This is a genomic window from Sporosarcina pasadenensis (genome assembly GCF_047228845.1).
In the GTDB taxonomy this organism is placed as follows: Bacteria; Bacillota; Bacilli; order Bacillales_A; family Planococcaceae; genus Sporosarcina.
In genome coordinates, this window is sequence record NZ_JBFEGM010000003.1 from 132,299 (window position 1) to 147,941 (window position 15,643).

20 protein-coding genes are annotated in these 15,643 nt (G+C 40.0%); 13 read left to right on the plus strand and 7 right to left on the minus strand.

The window, feature by feature from the left end:
- Positions 1 to 116: 116 nt before the first annotated feature.
- Together AB1K89_RS06040 and AB1K89_RS06045 are read left to right on the plus strand one after the other, a co-directional pair.
- Entirely contained in the window at positions 117 to 455 is a 339-nt protein-coding gene (locus AB1K89_RS06040; RefSeq protein WP_413053869.1) for a hypothetical protein, read from the plus strand.
- Between the two features lie 263 nt (positions 456 to 718).
- Complete coding sequence (locus AB1K89_RS06045; protein ID WP_413053870.1) at positions 719 to 1,033, plus strand: hypothetical protein; 315 nt, start codon at positions 719 to 721, stop codon at positions 1,031 to 1,033.
- Positions 1,034 to 1,078: 45 nt separating this feature from the next.
- On the opposite strand, the gene AB1K89_RS06050 is transcribed toward AB1K89_RS06045, so the two are convergent.
- Positions 1,079 to 1,321 carry a hypothetical protein gene (locus tag AB1K89_RS06050; protein WP_413053871.1) on the minus strand — a complete coding sequence of 81 codons (243 nt, stop codon included), beginning with the start codon at positions 1,319 to 1,321 and terminating at the stop codon, positions 1,079 to 1,081.
- A 202-nt stretch (positions 1,322 to 1,523) separates the two neighbouring features.
- On the opposite strand from AB1K89_RS06050, the gene AB1K89_RS06055 reads away from it, so the two are divergent.
- The 4 genes from AB1K89_RS06055 (at position 1,524) to AB1K89_RS06070 (ending at position 3,586) form a co-directional block, all read left to right on the plus strand.
- A complete protein-coding gene (locus tag AB1K89_RS06055) occupies positions 1,524 to 1,853 on the plus strand; it encodes a hypothetical protein (RefSeq protein WP_413053872.1) in 330 nt (109 codons plus the stop codon).
- Between the two features lie 95 nt (positions 1,854 to 1,948).
- Entirely contained in the window at positions 1,949 to 2,362 is a 414-nt protein-coding gene (locus tag AB1K89_RS06060) for a hypothetical protein (protein ID WP_413053873.1), read from the plus strand.
- Positions 2,363 to 2,535: 173 nt separating this feature from the next.
- Positions 2,536 to 3,177, plus strand: a complete 642-nt coding sequence (locus AB1K89_RS06065; RefSeq protein WP_413053874.1) for a tetratricopeptide repeat protein — start codon at positions 2,536 to 2,538, stop codon at positions 3,175 to 3,177.
- A gap of 100 nt (positions 3,178 to 3,277) precedes the next feature.
- Entirely contained in the window at positions 3,278 to 3,586 is a 309-nt protein-coding gene (locus AB1K89_RS06070) for a hypothetical protein (RefSeq protein WP_413053875.1), read from the plus strand.
- A 139-nt stretch (positions 3,587 to 3,725) separates the two neighbouring features.
- Here the strand turns inward: AB1K89_RS06070 and AB1K89_RS06075 are convergent, their stop codons facing one another.
- Positions 3,726 to 5,108, minus strand: coding sequence for a phospholipase D-like domain-containing protein (locus tag AB1K89_RS06075; RefSeq protein ID WP_413053876.1), 1,383 nt, complete (start codon positions 5,106 to 5,108; stop codon positions 3,726 to 3,728).
- Positions 5,109 to 5,216: 108 nt separating this feature from the next.
- A complete protein-coding gene (locus AB1K89_RS06080) occupies positions 5,217 to 6,014 on the minus strand; it encodes a hypothetical protein (protein WP_413053877.1) in 798 nt (265 codons plus the stop codon).
- A gap of 288 nt (positions 6,015 to 6,302) precedes the next feature.
- Between AB1K89_RS06080 and AB1K89_RS06085 the strand changes: the two genes are divergently transcribed.
- The gene (locus AB1K89_RS06085) at positions 6,303 to 7,559 is read left to right on the plus strand and encodes an L-lactate MFS transporter (RefSeq protein WP_413053878.1); all 1,257 of its coding nucleotides are present in this window, start codon (positions 6,303 to 6,305) and stop codon (positions 7,557 to 7,559) included.
- A gap of 52 nt (positions 7,560 to 7,611) precedes the next feature.
- Here AB1K89_RS06085 and AB1K89_RS06090 read toward each other — a convergent pair whose 3' ends face one another.
- Positions 7,612 to 8,253 carry a 2OG-Fe(II) oxygenase gene (locus tag AB1K89_RS06090; RefSeq protein ID WP_413053879.1) on the minus strand — a complete coding sequence of 214 codons (642 nt, stop codon included), beginning with the start codon at positions 8,251 to 8,253 and terminating at the stop codon, positions 7,612 to 7,614.
- Positions 8,254 to 8,631: 378 nt separating this feature from the next.
- Between AB1K89_RS06090 and sstT the strand changes: the two genes are divergently transcribed.
- Positions 8,632 to 9,885, plus strand: a complete 1,254-nt coding sequence (gene sstT, locus AB1K89_RS06095; protein ID WP_413053880.1) for a serine/threonine transporter SstT — start codon at positions 8,632 to 8,634, stop codon at positions 9,883 to 9,885.
- A 57-nt stretch (positions 9,886 to 9,942) separates the two neighbouring features.
- Here the strand turns inward: sstT and AB1K89_RS06100 are convergent, their stop codons facing one another.
- Positions 9,943 to 10,920, minus strand: coding sequence for a tRNA dihydrouridine synthase (locus tag AB1K89_RS06100; protein ID WP_413053881.1), 978 nt, complete (start codon positions 10,918 to 10,920; stop codon positions 9,943 to 9,945).
- Positions 10,921 to 11,047: 127 nt separating this feature from the next.
- The gene (locus AB1K89_RS06105; RefSeq protein WP_413053882.1) at positions 11,048 to 11,812 is read right to left on the minus strand and encodes an NRDE family protein; all 765 of its coding nucleotides are present in this window, start codon (positions 11,810 to 11,812) and stop codon (positions 11,048 to 11,050) included.
- Between the two features lie 201 nt (positions 11,813 to 12,013).
- Here AB1K89_RS06105 and AB1K89_RS06110 point away from each other — a divergent pair, with 201 nt between their 5' ends.
- The 4 genes from AB1K89_RS06110 to AB1K89_RS06125 all read left to right on the plus strand — a co-directional run bounded on the left by AB1K89_RS06110 (position 12,014) and on the right by AB1K89_RS06125 (position 14,078).
- Positions 12,014 to 12,454: an NUDIX domain-containing protein gene (locus AB1K89_RS06110; RefSeq protein WP_413053883.1), complete on the plus strand. Its 441-nt coding sequence runs from the start codon at positions 12,014 to 12,016 to the stop codon at positions 12,452 to 12,454.
- A 150-nt stretch (positions 12,455 to 12,604) separates the two neighbouring features.
- Entirely contained in the window at positions 12,605 to 13,588 is a 984-nt protein-coding gene (locus tag AB1K89_RS06115; RefSeq protein ID WP_413053884.1) for a DUF2268 domain-containing putative Zn-dependent protease, read from the plus strand.
- A 41-nt stretch (positions 13,589 to 13,629) separates the two neighbouring features.
- On the plus strand, positions 13,630 to 13,785 hold the full coding sequence (locus AB1K89_RS06120; protein ID WP_413053885.1) for a hypothetical protein: 156 nt from the start codon (positions 13,630 to 13,632) through the stop codon (positions 13,783 to 13,785).
- Positions 13,786 to 13,817: 32 nt separating this feature from the next.
- Positions 13,818 to 14,078, plus strand: a complete 261-nt coding sequence (locus AB1K89_RS06125) for a hypothetical protein (RefSeq protein WP_413053886.1) — start codon at positions 13,818 to 13,820, stop codon at positions 14,076 to 14,078.
- A gap of 62 nt (positions 14,079 to 14,140) precedes the next feature.
- Here AB1K89_RS06125 and AB1K89_RS06130 read toward each other — a convergent pair whose 3' ends face one another.
- Complete coding sequence (locus AB1K89_RS06130; protein ID WP_413053887.1) at positions 14,141 to 14,530, minus strand: DMT family transporter; 390 nt, start codon at positions 14,528 to 14,530, stop codon at positions 14,141 to 14,143.
- Between the two features lie 221 nt (positions 14,531 to 14,751).
- On the opposite strand from AB1K89_RS06130, the gene AB1K89_RS06135 reads away from it, so the two are divergent.
- The gene (locus AB1K89_RS06135; RefSeq protein ID WP_413053888.1) at positions 14,752 to 15,612 is read left to right on the plus strand and encodes a DMT family transporter; all 861 of its coding nucleotides are present in this window, start codon (positions 14,752 to 14,754) and stop codon (positions 15,610 to 15,612) included.
- The last annotated feature ends 31 nt before the right edge of the window (positions 15,613 to 15,643 follow it).

The window sequence follows — 15,643 nt, forward strand, 5'->3', positions numbered from 1 at the left end:
TAGCGTATCTGAACGTCGCTGCTATTGCGTTCCAAGTGATTGTAATTCTGCTTTTAAAAGTTTTTTGATATGTATGGGCCGTTAGAAATCAGTGGCTTTTTAAGAGAGGGTTAAACATGAAATCAAATAGACTAAAAATGGTATTGATAAATTTACTTTTTATAGCTTTATTAATAGCTTGTAATGAAAAGGCGGCAACAGAGTATGTAGATGCAATTATTGCCAAGGAAGAGTTAAGTAAAGAATTGGACAATCCAAATAGTATGTTTAGACAAGGCGATCTAATGGTGACGTCAATAGGAATAAACGAAGAAACCAATACACTTGAAGTAGGTCTTTTAGTATTAAATAAAGAGACAGAAAAAGAATTCAAGGCCACTTTTTTTAAAGATATATTGCATCATAAGGAAGTTAAGTTGAAATTAGTTCAGCAAGAACCAGCTGCGGCGCACTAAATCTTTTTAGGACGAAAAGTTTTGAGATTAACGGTTTCATAAAATGATTACGAAAACGAAATAGATGGAACACTATATTTTATTTATTATCGGGCACAATTCCTGTAAGAATCTGTGCCCGTTTTTAATTTGTCTGGTTACTTGAATAGGAAGTTGGAACTTTTCACGAAATGAAACGTATTACTAATAATCGGAAAATTCACGATGGGAAATTTTGAATCATAATCCAGCAAACTGGCGCTTTATTACTAGGGGGGAGTATATTGAATATTTTACCGTATATTATTCCGCCAATGATAGCGGTTTTGGTTGTTAGTACGATTATGTCGATTATATATAAGGATAAAGAAAAAAAGGATAAAGGGTTTGTACTAAATTATTATCGATTAACTTATAGAAGGAGATTCATACGTACCGTTTGGGCAGTTCCAATTGTATCCCTGATATATATCGCTTTGTATCGGTTTAGTGATATAACGTCAAATGAGTATAAAATCATTGGAGTATTTTTCTTTTCCCTGCTCTTACTAGACATCGGCTACAATTATTCGAAATGGAAAAAGAATGAGAAGAAATGATAAGAAATGATAAGTGAATTGCCTAAAGGGAAGCATTTCTAACCGTTAAGTCAACGGAAAAGGAGGTTGTACCAACTTGAAAAAGCCTTTTAGTATTTGGTCGATTGTCTTTATAGCATTTGGATCACTGGCACTTGTGATGAATTGGATTTCGCTAGACATAATCGAACCTATTGTCCTCATAGGATTTCTTCTTTTATTATTTGGAGTGGTTTTTAGTTTTATCGCTTTCACCAAAAACGAAAGAGGTGCAATGAAAGTAGTTTCTGGCGTATCCTTTTTCGTCATATTATTTTTCCTTGTCTGGTTTGAACCCTTTTTGTTCATTTATATATTGACTTGGTTAAAAAATATCTTTTAACAATCGGGCCAAACAACGGAATAAAACTCCTAGGGGAGAGAAATTGAGCGGAGATAACGAAACTCAGTGGCAATTAAAACATCCATCAAGCAGTATTCACGTAAGTAACCAAATAAGGAGTAATTTGCGATGACAATATTAGCGATTAAAAATACGTTCATCACATTGTTTACAGGGGTTTTTTACATTTTTATTACCTTGTTATTAATCCAAATCATATCTGATTTCTCCAGTGTTAGACTATATGTACTTACAGATAACGGTCTAAGCATCTTTGATGGGTTTGGTATCGCACTAGGCTCATTCTTAATTGCCCTTGCTTTAGAAAGAAAGTTAACGAAACCACTAAAGTATGGGTTATATTCACTACTGATTTTGATTGGTGGCTTTTTATTTCTTTTAATTACTGCTCTTATAGCAATGACAGGTTTTGGTTGGTTTACGGGATGGTTCCAGTGAAGAATAGAACTATGAACATACTAATAACCATATATATAATTTAAGTGTTCGGTTTGAACCATTTTGGATAAGAGATATCTAATAGGGGGATATGGGTGAGGAATATAATTATTACCATGTTACTATCGATGGTTATTTTGGTGCTGGCAGGATGTAATACCCAACCTAAATTGAAAGGCTCCTATCAAAGCGAAACGCATGTGAATGGTTATTACATTCAAATCTCAATTCACCACAATGATAACGTTTTTGTTGAATATATTGACAACAGGGAAGTTGACAGAGGAACCTTTGAAGAGATTGAAACTGGCAAATACCTCATGACAAGTGATCATCAAGAGTTTACGATTGACTTAAATAAAGACAATTCATTTTACATGACGATAAAAAAATTAAATGATGGAAACCCGATTAAGATGATAAATCTTGATGATGTACCAGTCACATTCCCACCTCAATTCGATGACGTTGAAGAATATAAAGAATTAATAGGTGTGCTTATTTCTTAAAATGAAGTAAAAGTACACTTATCAATGATCTGGCACATTTCCTGACTAAGGATCTGTGCCAGTTTTATGTATTATGGGCAATTTGCTTGAATTTTCTTTGAAACTTTTTATGCAACGAACCGTATTACTAATAATCAGAAAATATTCAGATGGTTTATAAGGGGGGTGGAATGGTGGAAACAATCGAAGACAAGTTGACTCGCGCATTTGAATTATTCAATATAGGTAAGCTTTTCGAAGCTGAAGAAATTTATAATGAATGTTTGAATATCGTTGAGAGAACTTCGGAGGAATACATATCCGTTCTACATGGATTAGGCTTTGTAAAAGCTCACCAGAAAGAATTTAATGAGGCGCGAAATATCTATTTGGAACTCAAGCAAATTGCTCAGTTCAATAGAGATACACAGGGTGAACACATCGCAATACACCAATTAGGTATGGTGGAACGAATGGCCGAAAATTATACCAAAGCTCAAGATTTGTTTGAGGAAGAATTAAGTTTATTAAGAGAAAGGAAACCTGCTTTTTTAGTAGGTTTTGCAGCAAACCATTATGAGCTGGGACTCATAATGCTCAAACAAAATATGTTGGAAAAGGCTGAAAAGCTTATGATGCAGTCCCTTCAATACTCTAAACAATCTGGTGATCCGATTTGTTTGGGGTGTTCTTTACGAGGATTAGGAGAAATTTTTATGGCCAGTCGTGAAAATGAAAAAGCAATGTTTTATTTTGTGCAATCTATAAAAGCATTTGAAGAGGTTAATGATGAGGTCGCCATCAATCAGATAAATTCATTACTTGAACAAATTTGATGGTACCTTTAGCCTCCAAAAACGTATGAGTAGTATAAGCTTTTCAATTGGAGAAGGTCTTTTAATCCTATTAAGTGAACTTATAAAGGGTGGGGGATATATGATAGGCGAAATCTTTATAGCAGTAATTTTTATGATTCCACTTTATGCATTCTTTATTTGGACCTATAACTGTCCTGAAGATAGTTTTTTGTTTGGACGACGTTGGCAATACGAAGAGGAACCTATGGTTTCTCCAAACGTCGTCCGTTATATGAAATTTACATCAGTCGTCGCTATGATTGGTACCCCGATCGTTATTTTTAGCTTCTTCTTAAAACAGTCAGTTTTCGGTCTTGCTTTAATGGCGTTTACGTTTGTCATTGTTGTTGGTGCGTTTATTATATTTACAGGTGAAAGTAAATCTTGAGGCAAAATACGAATAGGTAATAGCTGGGAGTAATCAATGACGTATATTATTTTACTAGTCGTGAGACAGGCACCCGCGAATTGGATGCCTGTCTTTTTTATACAAAAACGGTTCCAACATTAAGGAAGAATATTGTACTTTATAAAAATGACACGCTATCCCTATAAATAAGTTTATTATGTACGGTTTCCGTTGAGACCGCCGGCCGAAGTTGAAATGCAATCCCTTTCCAGTTCACATCACCTTTTTCTAGCAGTAAACGATTGTCACGGACTGTCCTTCCGAAAAGTTCCAGTGCAGCAAGATGATCTAACCCGGAAACATCGTGATCAATATGCTCGAGGAGCAACTCAGACAGTAATGCTTGAGCCATTTCGTGATCCAAAAAGGCGGCGTTCATTTCGCAGTTGCCGAAAAGCGAATAGCGATGGAGATTGCAGGAACCGACTGTGCCCCATTCGCTATCAACAAGCATCAGTTTCGAATGAATCCACACCGGGTGCCTCTTGCCGTCATCGCCCAACCCGGCGATGCCAGCCAATGTGAAGTTGTCGAAAGCCGTAAGGGCGGCAAATTCTGCAGTCATTGTTCCTTCGGCTGGGACAACTGCTACAACTTCCACACCACGCAGCAAAGCTTCACGCAAATTGGAGACAATTTCAGGAACGTCGATATGCTGGTGCTCTAAGTAGATGGACTGGCGGGCAGCTTTAATGGCCGCGCAATATTGATCGAAATTCGATTGTTCGCCAGCTCGAATGTCGTAGCCATCAGCCCGTGGAGCAGCTGGTCCATTAACATATCTGCCGCTATGGACTGTCCTTTGAATTTGTACATACGCGTCGCCTTTTTTCTCGGGTAACTCTGTAGGAAAGGGAAGATCAAATTCGCTGCCCTGCCCCCATTTCCCATCAGGCAAGTTTCGTTCGCTTGCTTCGTTCCAGCGTTGGACGAAATTATGGTGGACATCGACGACAGAAGGCCCTTGAAGTTCTATGTATATATCATGGTTTTGACTTTTGCCCCGATGGCCGGGTGAGACGACCGAATGGGGATTGAGATTGATCCCTCCTAAAAAAGCTGTCTCCGTTGCCATGCCGGCATCGATCAACCAGCTTTTCTGGTGCTGGCAATAGCCGGGCTGGGCCCGGTCCCAACGGATGCGGACGGATGAATCGCCTTCTCTCAACTTATCAAAGTGCTCAGGTGCCCCCCAGAATGCATTTGTTTTCAGTGATTCCGTCTCCGTGTCGGGGCGCCAGAAAATGATGCGGACATCGATCCCTCTAGCTGCGGCTCGGTTGAGGACGTCGAGCGGGGTGCCTCTTCCGTCCGGCATTTGGCATGAAGCCCACATGAACGTAATCGTTGCCCAAATGCTATGTTCTGCTTGTTCGATTGCTTCACAGACTCGGCGAAATGCGGGTTCTCCATCTATAAGCGGGAGAAGGGCATTACCGGGGCGTACCGGGTATGATGCCCTTGAAGGAGGGGGCACAGTGCAAATTGTGTTGTTCGGCATATGGGTGATACCTCCTGAATTTGCAAGTTCCTCAGAATTAATAGTCTTTTCACTAGACTATCATAGAAACAAGCGCAAGCAACTTCATCAACGAGTTTTCGCAAAAACTCACGGACAAGAAAACCCTTCAACCGGCTTATCAAACAGCATGAAAATGTCCTTGAAGTACGTTTCATCGACCAACTTGTCCAGAACTCCTTTGTAATACCCCGGCAAATTACGGATCACTTTCTTCTTTGTTGCCATTACGGTAATCATCAATGCGCGATACGCAAGGTCCTCGAATACATGGCGGTCGTCTTTATAGATTTCATACTTCAACATACGTCCTGATATTGCCCTATGAATTCCGTAAAATTCACGGGCAAGTTTGGAGTCTCCGATTGTCGTGGCAAGCAAGTCTTTCATCTGACTGAATAGACTTGTGGATAACTTTAACGGTTCCATAGGAGACGTGTAGTTAAGATCTTTAGATTTTAATAGAGATTTAGAAAGAAGAGCTTCGTCTGCAGGAAGTTGTTCGTTTTCCTTGTCCTCATGCGGTTTTTCGTCGTGGTCACGGTCGTTCATTTTCCCCTGGTCATCGAAAGGCAAAATGATATATATGTTGGCTCCAAGACCGCTCATGACCGGTCGGATGTAGTGTACTTTCTCGATGATGCCTAAGTTGACGAGTTTGCGGATTGCACGTCTTACAGTTACGTTGGATTTCCCAATCGCTTCTTCGATTGTTCCATGTTTCAAATGAGCAGCCCCATATTTTACAGAGTAACGACGGATGACGTCGAGCACGTGGCGGTCCGATTTCGTCAACTCATCCCAGTGGATCATCAAATGCTGTTCCGCTGCAGTGTCCATTTCTTCGATCGTGTTGAATCGTGCGTATTCTTTCAAGTAGTGTGTCATTTATAATTCCCCCTTTGCCTTCTATATAGAGGGGAGGGGTCAAAAAGGATACTATGCATAGTGGAAAAATTAAAAATCCTCCGTACATTTTTTGTGCGGAGGATTTTTAATTTATTTTCCTGACAAGGTTCGACATGATTTGACTAAATTCGACAGAAAATATTAGGTTTAGTTTGACAATTCAGGTCCTCGTATGTCTATACTAGGCTCGTTGTGGGTTTTACCTGCACTCGGAAATGATGAAAACTGTTTGCAAAGGGTGAATGAGACTATAGGGAGGAGATCAGTATGAAGAAAAAAGCAACGATTAAAAACGGTTGGAAGGTACTCTTGGCGGGCTTATGTATCAACTTGACTCTTGGGGTTCTTTACTCTTGGAGTGTTATTCAGAAGGTGCTAGTTCAAGATTGGAATTGGTCAACGAGTGATGCTTCGTTGCCATATACAGTTGCAATAGTAGCATGGGCAATCGCTTTGATTTTTGCCGGAGGACTGCAAGATAAAATAGGTCCTCGTAAAGTTGTAACATTAGGGGCTATTTTTACGGGTGTTGGACTCATTTTAGCGGGCTTCACCTCTAATGTTCTGTTACTTACGGCAGCATTTGGTATCTTAGCGGGTGCGGGGATTGGTTTTGCCTATTCGGCTGTAACGCCACCGGCATTGAAATGGTTCCACCCTTCCAAAAAGGGGATGGTAACAGGTATTGTCGTAAGTGGTATGGGACTAGCCTCCATTTATATTGCACCAATCACATCAATCTTATTAGATACATATGGTGTTTCAATAACCTTCATCGTGCTCGGTATTTTTATTTTGGTTGTTGCTACACCGGTAGCCCAACTCCTTACAAATCCTCCTGAAGGGTATGTACCGCCAGAGCCGAGTAAAGTGTCTACAACTAACGCCTCTAAAAATCCTTCCACTAATAATTTCAAGTGGAAAGAGATGATTAAAACTAAGGAATTCTATTTGCTATGGCTCATGTTTGCTTTATCTTCTTCTGCAGGGCTGATGATCATTGGTAACATCGCTACAATCGCAAAATTACAGGCAAACTTAGAAGCTGGCTTCTATTTAGTTGGGTTGTTGGCACTCTTCAATGCCGTTGGTAGACCGGCAGCAGGTATTCTTTCGGATAAAATTGGACGAGTACCGACAATGATGATTATTTTTGCACTGCAAGGTGTGAATATGGCATTATTTGCAACCTACAGCACACCATTGACCATTGCAATAGGAACAGCAATCGCAGGAATTGGCTATGGATCCATACTCGCTTTATTCCCATCAACGGCGGCGGATTTCTACGGAATGAAGAATTTTGGTGCTAACTATGGTGTATTGTACACCGCATGGGGAATTAGTGGACTAATCGGTCCGATCATTGCAGGATTCGTTGTCGATAAAACAGGTTCTTATGATGGAGCGTATATGATTTCGGCAATCTTGCTTGTCGTTGCATTAGGAATTGCATTCATCACTAAACCGGTAAAAGAGACTGTAAGAGGCAAAAGCGTAGCAACATTAAAAACTGGCAATTGAGAAGTAACAACATTAGAGAGGACCTCCCTCATGTTAGGGAGGTCCTCTTTTGTTATAGTCTGATTTTTTGTTTTCTCATCCACTGCGTAGCAACCCACTTTTCACCTTTTATCACAGGCGCTCCACCATGTAGTGTTAACTCGTTTAAAGCTTGGTTGTTATAGAAGTACTCGAAATAGACTGCCATCCCTTTTTTAGGTGAGACTGAAAAGTTCAGTTGAGGGAAAAAGGTTTCTCCACCTTCTTCAACATCATTCAAGTACATAACAAGCGTACTAATTCTATTATTGTTGACTACTTTGCTCGATGATGAAAAGAAATCATGATGCGCTTTATACTGTTGACCGGGCGTATACCGGAGTATCTGAAGGCCTTCTCCGTGTTCGATGGGGATACTCATAATTGTTGAGATCCGTTTTTCGACTCTGGCAACAGTATCGTTTTCACTTTCTTCAATAAACATGCTACTACTTGTTCGCAACTCATTTTCTTCGCGTGTCGTGCCGATCTTTGAACGTTTCATTTTATCCGTGGATAATCTGATCAGTTCATCGCACTCTTCGTCACTTAAAACATTTCCTAAAACAACGATCAATGGCTCCTCTAATCGAGCGACTATGTCAATCTCTCTATCTGTAATTATTTTACGTCCAACATGATCAAATATCGTTTGCTCTTTATTCGCCGTTATCAACTCTAAGCACCTCTTCAACTGTTTAATTTTCAAAACAAATAAGTTTTCGGTAGTGGGTAAACGGGTTTTAACGGTCTTCTTGTAAGGTTCACACTTCCTTTTGGAATTAAATTCAATTAATTTTATCACATTATTTTATATTTCTCAAAATTGTAACTAGATATTCTGTAGAAAGTCGTTGGAGATTGATGAACATAATTCGATTTCTTTTCACACCATGCTCTTTATGTTTTTGTAAAAAATACCCATACCCACCAATTCTAAAAATGTGCTATACAATTCTAAAAAGATTGTGTAAAATAAAGCATCAACTCTACTCTGATGGGGAGAAGGGATTGTGTATGTTTTATAAATTCAGAAGATTTCGGAGGAAGGGAAATGAAAAATTTAGTTTCTAAATGGAATCAAGTGAGCCTAGTAAAGAGGATTGTTATTGGGATTGTTGTCGGTGTGATTTTAGCTTTAACCGCTCCCAATGCAGCTAGTGGGGTATCCATTCTAGGTTCGTTATTTGTCGGTGCATTGAAAGCGGTTGCACCTGTATTAGTTTTATTCTTAGTGATGCATGCGATAGCCGCACATAAGAGTGGTACGAAAACGAACATGAAATCGATTCTTGGACTTTATGCGATCGGTACATTGCTAGCTGGGGCTGTCGCAGTAGTAGCAAGCTTTATGTTCCCAGTTACGCTAACACTGACAACAGGAGCAGAAGACCTTTCTCCTCCAGAAGGAATTATTGAGGTTATTGAAACATTACTATTTAACGTTGTTGCAAATCCGATTGATGCATTAATCAATGCCAATTATCTAGGTATATTAATGTGGGCAATTGTCTTGGGGATTGCATTACGACATGCAAAACAAAACACGAAAGATATGCTAGGTAGTTTTTCGGATGCCATCACGAAAGTGGTGCAATGGGTAATTAATTTGGCGCCGTTTGGGATTATGGGTCTAGTTTTTAGTTCGATTGTATCGACGGGCCTTTCTGCTTTACTTGTTTACGGTAGACTAATTCTCATTTTAGTTGGATGCATGTTGTTTATCGCATTTGTCGTGAACCCGTTAATTGTATATGTCTATACGCGCAAAAATCCATATCCACTTGTTTTCATGGTGTTAAGAGAAAGTGGAATCACCGCATTCTTTACACGTAGTTCTGCTGCAAATATTCCAGTAAATATGAAATTAGCAGAAAAACTTGGTTTAGATGAGGATACTTATGCAGTCTCAATCCCACTAGGTGCAACAATCAATATGGCTGGTGCGGCTGTTACAATTGCGGTTCTTACGCTTGCAACAGTTCACACGCTTGGGATTGAAGTGGACTTTATGACTGCACTTATGCTTTGTGTTGTAGCGGCTGTCTCCGCGGCAGGAGCATCAGGTGTTGCAGGCGGATCACTTTTATTGATTCCGCTAGCGTGCAGTTTATTCGGAGTTCCGAATGATATTGCCATGCAAGTCGTTGGTGTCGGTTTTATCATCGGGGTTATTCAAGATTCTTGTGAAACTGCATTGAATTCATCTTCTGACGTACTTTTCACAGCTACAGCTGAATATGCGAAAGAACGTAAAGAAGGTAAAGAGGTTTCTATGCAATCTTCTTGGAAGTTCCGAAAAATGTAATTGGCTAAAGAAAAAAAGAGGTTGAAAAATGATATCATTTTTCAGCCTCTTTTTGATTTAATCTAATTCCTTCTCCATAACTTCCTTCACCATACGCCGCACCTCATCCGTCGATTTCGTATTCATCAAATCGTTTCTCAATTCAGCAGCGCCTCTAAATCCGCGAATATAAATCTTGAAAAAGCGGAGAAGCGGTTTGAATGGACGCGGGTCGGCTTCACTCGAGTATTTATCATGCAGGTCCAATTGCAAGAGCAATAGGTCGAGATATTCTTTCACGCTATGTTCTCTAGGTTCTTTTTCGAAAGCGAATGGATTGGTGAAAACGCCACGGCCGATCATGACGCCGTCGACGCCGTATTGTTCGACTAGTTTCATTCCTGTAGCGCGGTCAGGGATGTCTCCGTTAATCGTCAGCAACGTATTTGGAGCAATTTCATCCCGCAGTTTTTTGATTTCGGGAATGAGTTCCCAGTGAGCAGCTACTTTACTCATTTCTTTTCTTGTGCGAAGGTGAATGGATAGGTTGGCAATATCTTGCTCCAAGACATGTCGTAACCAATCGCGCCATTCGTCGATTTCAACATAGCCTAGTCTTGTTTTGACACTGACTGGCAATCCACCGGCTTTAGCAGCTTGAATGATTTCTGCCGCAACTTCCGGACGCCGTATTAGTCCAGCGCCTTTCCCGTTTGCTGCAACGTTTTGGACCGGGCATCCCATATTTAAATCAATGCCACGGAAACCGAGCTTTTTCATATCGATGCTCATCTGTTCAAAGAACTCAGGTTTATCGCCCCAAATATGAGCGACAATCGGCTGTTCATCCTCTGTGAACATCAGGCGGCCACGGACACTTTCCCTACCATTAGGATGGCAATAGCTTTCCGTATTCGTAAACTCGGTAAAAAACACGTCAGGTCGGGCTGCTTCACTGATGACGTGACGGAACACGACGTCTGTCACATCTTCCATTGGCGCTAATATAAAAAACGGCTTCGGTAGATCTAGCCAAAAATTATCTTCGTTACTCATTTTGTATCCTCCTGTTGCATGCAAAATCCTTTGCTCATCATAAGATTGTACCATTTATTTTAATTTGCTACACATATATATTCCCCGGAATCTAATCTTCATAAGAAAATATGAAAACTACATGTTACTACTCCATCTGGAACGTGAATGTACGGTCTTCAATAAATTCTCCGTTCTGATACGTCCGTTCCACGAAGGTAATGTTATTCTCGTGATCGATGAGCAGGACTGTCGCGGAGCGAGTGCCGTACCGATCCGATTTAATGAATAGGGAAGAGAGTACCCGTTCCCATTGTTCGCCGACTCCAGTATTGGGGAGTTGCTCGTCCGGAAACGGTTCGGCATCCTGTAACACATCGAATAGTTCTTCTGGCTTGATGATACGGTTTTGTTCGACGAGCTTCCGGATACCTTTTTTCCCTTTTACCACCTTCGGCCACCGCGTGTCGAGAAAGTGGTTACTCAACCCGTGTGTACCCGGAGAAACCTTCTTCACCTCATTTTCGATATTCGAGTAATAGAGCAACTCGTCTGCAGTACCGACGATTACGTTAAAACCGGCATACTCGGCTCGCTTCTGTTGCAATAATTTCAGAAATTCAGCGGCGGTCACATTAGAATCGAGGAAACCGGTCACGATCTCACCGCGGGACCGGACGTCTTTCGTTTGTTCAGAAGCATCCCTGTAATTAGTCAGTGCGGCAAAACGACCGTTTTTCGTGACACCGAGCCATGTCCCGCGCTGTAATAGATCCCTCCCAGCCAATAGATAAGGCTTATCCTCCCAAAAATGCGCCGGGGCAGTCGGGCGCTCATAAAACTCGTCCCGGTTTGCTGCCACGATCAATCGGTAATTTGGATGGTCCTGGAAATGAAAATTAATCAAACACATGACGACATCACAACTCCTTTCCTAAAGTATACATGGAAAATCGGGGTTCGGACTAACTTGTATTTACCATGCCAATGGGTGGAAGGTTGCCTTAACTACGTCCGTCTTTTAATAAGCAGAAGTGTTATACTAATTGCGGGATACTTTGTACTATTCAATAAAAAAATAACGGGCCGTTTTCTAGTAGAAAGGAGTTTAGATTTGAAGAAAATTGATGATTTAAAGGCTGGGGTTGCTGTCATTATTTTGAATCAAGAGAATCAAGTTCTCTTACAAAAAAGAGCTGATGTAGGGTTGTGGGGAATCCCTTCAGGACATGTGGAGATTGGTGAAACAGTGTCTGAAGCAGCTATGAGAGAAGTAAAAGAAGAGACGAATTTAGATATAAGAATTAAAAAGCTGATCGGTGTTTATTCCGATCCTGAATCACAAGTTTTCAGTTATCCAAATGGCAAGACGGTGCATTTTATAACGACCTGTTTTCTTGCTGAGATTACAGGTGGGGTACTTAAGTGTAATTCAGATGAATCGCTTGAAATTAAGTTTTTTGGACAGGACAACTTACCAGAAGATTTATTGACAATGCACCCTCAATGGTTAGAGGATGCTCTTTCAAAAAAGGAAGCGGCATTTATTCGTTGACCAATACGAAATCAGGGAGAACCGGTCCTTTCTAATAATCGCTCCTCCTATTACAAAGTTCTTAATGGCCCATCGTCATGAAATTGATCGATGCGATCAAGGAGAAATATGGACAGTCTGGCTCTAATTTATTGTTGTTGGTAGAGGGGGATGAAAATCATTAATATCGCAAATAAAGTTTTAGCTTCCATTTGTATACTTATAATTTTTACTTTATCGGCCTGTGAGAAAAATGAGCAGCCCAACGAAGATATTAAGTTGGAAGATAAACAGCAAGAGATTACTTATTCGTTTACTAACCCTAATACAGGGCAAGAATTTACTATCTTTCATTCCTACTTGTTATATGAAAATTATTTTGAAGCTGTAGAAGACAATCCAGATGAATCACTCTATAAATTGTATCAACAAGAAGTTGTACAACCTGTATATGAAGCATGCTTGGAGAACTCGGACTTTGCAGATTCTGCTACTCTGCTTAAATGGGTTCCGAGAGAAGGTGAACTTGATACTTTGAAGAATCAAATTGGATTGATCAATAAAGATTATTTAAATGAGGTATTTGAGGAATCGCTTGTGAAATCCTCAGACATCCTCCCATCAGATAAGAAAACAACAGTATGTGTGTTTCCTGAAAATAAAAGAACCCCATCTGAAATGTTGACGATTGTCGAAACAGGGAACATTATTGTCTTTCACAGCAAGCCTGATCTTTTGTATAAAGCAGGTATGGCGCATGAATATCATCATAGTGTTTGGGTCGGAAAACATTATAACGAAAATGCTTATTTGACAGGATTAGATTATTTAATATTGGAAGGACAAGCCGTGATGTTTGAAACAGTAGTGTACCCGAATTTAAATAGTAGTTATCTTGTGAATGACGAAAGGTTTAACAAAGAACATTGGAGCAAGATTGAACCATACCTTGACAGTGTTGCTACCCCTGAGATTATTGATGAAATGATACAAGGCAGCTCTAATGGTCTCCCAAATTATTATGGATATAGTGAAGGATACAAAATGATTAGATCATACTTGAGTTTACATCCAGAAATGACGGTAGAAGAATGGACTTCCAAAAGTCCGAAAGAAATATTTGAAGAAGGAAACTACATAGCGAACTATCAGTAGCTGTAAACTCTAATATCTCACTACAGAAGGAGTGCAAATAAATGTCTAAAACATTGCTTATATTAATTGCTGGAATACTGTCCGCTTGGTTAGTCATCGGTTTCTTTACCAAAAATTATGATGGCGATTTTTTGATTATACTATTGTTCGGTGTTCTCGTGGGGTACGGAGTTAGAAAGAGAGAGGAAAAATATTAAAACGAACTATAACTGAGAGGAGTGGGAAAGATATGGAGAATAAATATGTTAAATTATTTGGGTTCCCCATTGGTTTTTTATTGTTAGGTATTTTGTTTTTAATATTGGGGGCTAACGGGGATAAAATCGCGATATCGTTTTCAAGGCCAGCTGGTGCTTCATCGTGGACGACTTCGGGCAGTACAATTGAAGCCTTTACGTCAGTCCTACTGATTATCGGGATCTCTTTTCAAGTGTTGTTTATTAGCACTTTTTCTATAGCTTTTCACAACAGGCAAAAGAACAATCATTAATTTTTCATTGCAATGCATGATAAACCGCAGTCCATTTTGGGTTGCGGTTTATTTTTCGTTTCTCAGTTATTCGTACTATCACTTATACCTACCGAAGATTCAGTAGTTTTATCGCCACTACTCGATTCGTTGTGCCCCGGTCCGAATAAATTCAAGATTATTACCCCGACAAGTATAAGTGTTATTCCTACAATACTAGCCAGGTTGATTTTCTCTTTCCAAATACTAACTGAAATAATCACCGTAGCAACAATTCCAATTCCTGACCAAATGGCATAGGCAGTATTTAAAGGAATTGTCTTCAGGGACAATGATAAAAAGAAAAAGCAGCTAATGAAAGCTATAATGACACCAATTGTCGGGAAAAGTTTTGTAAATCCCTCAGAGGCTTTTAACAGAGAAGTGCCAATAAGCTCCAGCGATATAGAAAGTGCTAAATATAAATAGGACATTGTTATTCTTCCTCCTGAATCATGTCAAATAGCTTATTAAGGCCAATGTTTATATTGTAACGTCCATACAGTTTTTATCAATTCTATTGACCTTAATGAGGCTCGCCTTGTAATAAAATAACAGACAATCTCATCTACTTCTTACCTGTACATGTTATACTCACTGTACGAAACTTATAAATTTTCAATAATAGGAAGTATTTTCGAAGGAGAATACCATTATGAACAAGTGGCTATTGGGCTTTTTAGTCGTATTGACAACATCATTAATGGGGTCTGCTTTTACAATCGGGAAGATTGGATTGGTTTACGCTACACCGATTATGTTGGTTGCACTGCGTTTCCTCATAGCAGGAGTCATTATGGCGATTATTGTACAGTGTTTAAAGTTCGCTCATCCGAAACAGGTTTCGGATTGGCTGAAAATAGCGCTAATTGGAGCTTTTCAAACGGCGGGTGTCATGGGATGTATCTTCGTCAGTTTACGCACGATAACTGCGGGCCAATCATCCATCTTAACATTTACGAACCCACTCTTAGTTGTTATATTTGGAACGCTTTTCGTGAAAATGAAGTATAGTCGGTGGCAATGGATTGGTGTCATTTTGGGTTTCGTTGGCGTATGTATTACACTCGGGGCACAGGTGGACGTTCAAATTGGAACACTTTATGGCTTTCTATCGGCCATTTCCTGGGCTGTCGGAACGCTACTGATCAAAAAGTGGGGCGCTCCTATCAATACATGGGTGTTAACCGCTTATCAGATGTTGTTTGGTGGTCTGATCCTGTTTGTTGGCAGTTTCCTATTGGAGGACCCTTCGTTTCAAATTACCCCCATATCAATTGCCATTTTATTATGGTTAGCATTCATGGCTTCCATTGTACAATTTGCCGTCTGGTTTTACCTTTTACAGAAAGGCGACCCCGGCAAGACAAGTGCATTCTTGTTTCTAGCCCCATTTTTCGGCGTTCTCACGGGTTGGTTACTACTGGATGAAATGATTGCATGGAACGTAATCGTTGGTGGCGTTTGTATATTTATCGGCATTTTCATGGTGAACTGGACGGCTAAGTTAAAGTAGCTTGGCAACCGCTTGTCTTATTATAATTCTC